At 46.3% G+C, this 1,533-nt stretch carries 2 protein-coding genes; both read right to left on the reverse strand.

The window, feature by feature from the left end; translation table 11 throughout:
* Nucleotides 1–771, reverse strand: a 771-nt coding sequence (locus ACTQ1N_RS12605) for an IS3 family transposase (protein WP_441957000.1), incomplete at its 3' end; no start/stop codon positions are given.
* Between the two features lie 35 nt (nucleotides 772–806).
* Nucleotides 807–1,499: a helix-turn-helix domain-containing protein gene (locus ACTQ1N_RS12610; protein WP_320807897.1), complete on the reverse strand. Its 693-nt coding sequence runs from the start codon at nucleotides 1,497–1,499 to the stop codon at nucleotides 807–809.
* Nucleotides 1,500–1,533: the final 34 nt, after the last annotated feature.

Below are 1,533 nucleotides of genomic sequence, written 5' to 3' on the forward strand. Positions count from 1 at the left end.
AATATAGGACTCTATTGACTTAATCAAATCTGTTTTTGAAGTAAAGCGCTTTCCGTAGTACGTCTCACGCTTCAGGATACCCCAGAATCCCTCCATTGGGCCATTATCGATGCAGTGAGCTACTCTGGACATGCTCTGCTTCATATGGTGTTTCTTAAGCCTTACAGCGAACTGCTTGCTTGTGTATTGAAAACCTCTGTCACTATGGAACAGTGGATGTGCATCCGGCTCATGAGTCACGGCCTCATCAAAAGTGTTCATAACAAGAGGAATGTCGTTACGACCGCCGATTTTAAAAGCTACGATCCTGCGGTCATAGAGATCCAGGATGGCGCTTAAATATACCTTGTGGACTTCAATACCAATGTAATACTTGAACTCTGTCACATCCGTCAGCCACTTCTCATTCGGAGCATCTACTTGAAAATCCCGGTTCAGGTAGTTCCTGGCGATGTGAGCCGGATCATCACTGCTTCTGGTGCAGCTCTTCGGCTTCCACTTGATCGTAGACTGGACGTGTTCTTTACGGCAGATCCGCAAGACCCGTTTATCATTCACTGTGATGCCATGTTTTTTGTCCAGTTCATCCCTGATCCGCCGGTAACCCATGTCCGGATGCTTGTCATGGATGCCTTTGATCTTCTCAGAGATCTCTTCATTGTACCGCTCACTGAAACTGACAGGCTTTTTCAGCCAGCGGTAGTAAGCGCCACGTGAGAGGTGCAGATATTTGCAGAGTCTTTGTACGGGATAGTGCTTTTCCTCAGACAACGCCTTGATCGCCTGGTACTTATAAAGGTTTCGAGTTAGAGATAGCGATCTCTCATCTCTAACTCTCTGACTTTTTTTAACAGATCATTCTCTATCTGAAGGTCACGGTTCCTGCGTTCCAGTTCCGCAATCTTATCCCGCATTCCCTCTTCATGTGTTCTTGCTGGCTGTGTTCCTGCTCGTCGCCCACGGCGATCTTCCAGACCCGATGACCCCATTTTCTCGTATCGTTTGACCCAGTTGCGTACCTGCTGATAGGAACAATTGTATTTCAGCGCCATTGCTCCATAATTCTTATCATTGGCAAGGCAATCCTGTACGATCTCAAGACGTTCTTCCGATGTTGTTGGTCTGGCTTTCCTCATGTAGCTGCCTCCTCCGCTTGTGCGAGATTTGATCTCTCCATGAGTAGTATAGACCTTTATCCAATCGCGTAACTGGCGGGAACTTCGCAAATGATATTTTTTGACAATGTCTGCCTGACTTGACTTTCCATCAAGATATTCATGAACGGCCTGAAGCTTCAGTTCCCGAGAATAAAGTTTGTTATTGTGTTGAACCATGAGGGCAGTGGGACCATCTGCAAGATAAAGGTTCCGCCAATGTCGAATGGTGGCACCGTCAACGCCTGTCATCCGGGCAGCCTCTGAAACACCGATCTCTTCTGCCAGTAGCCGTTCAATGATCTTTACTTTTTCTATCGGATCAATTTTGCTTTTCCTAGACATAGAAATACCCCCAAGTAGGTTTTATATTTCATTG

The sequence above is a fragment of the Porcincola sp. LCP21S3_C12 genome (assembly GCF_052118625.1).
Lineage (GTDB): Bacteria > Bacillota > Clostridia > Lachnospirales > Lachnospiraceae > Porcincola.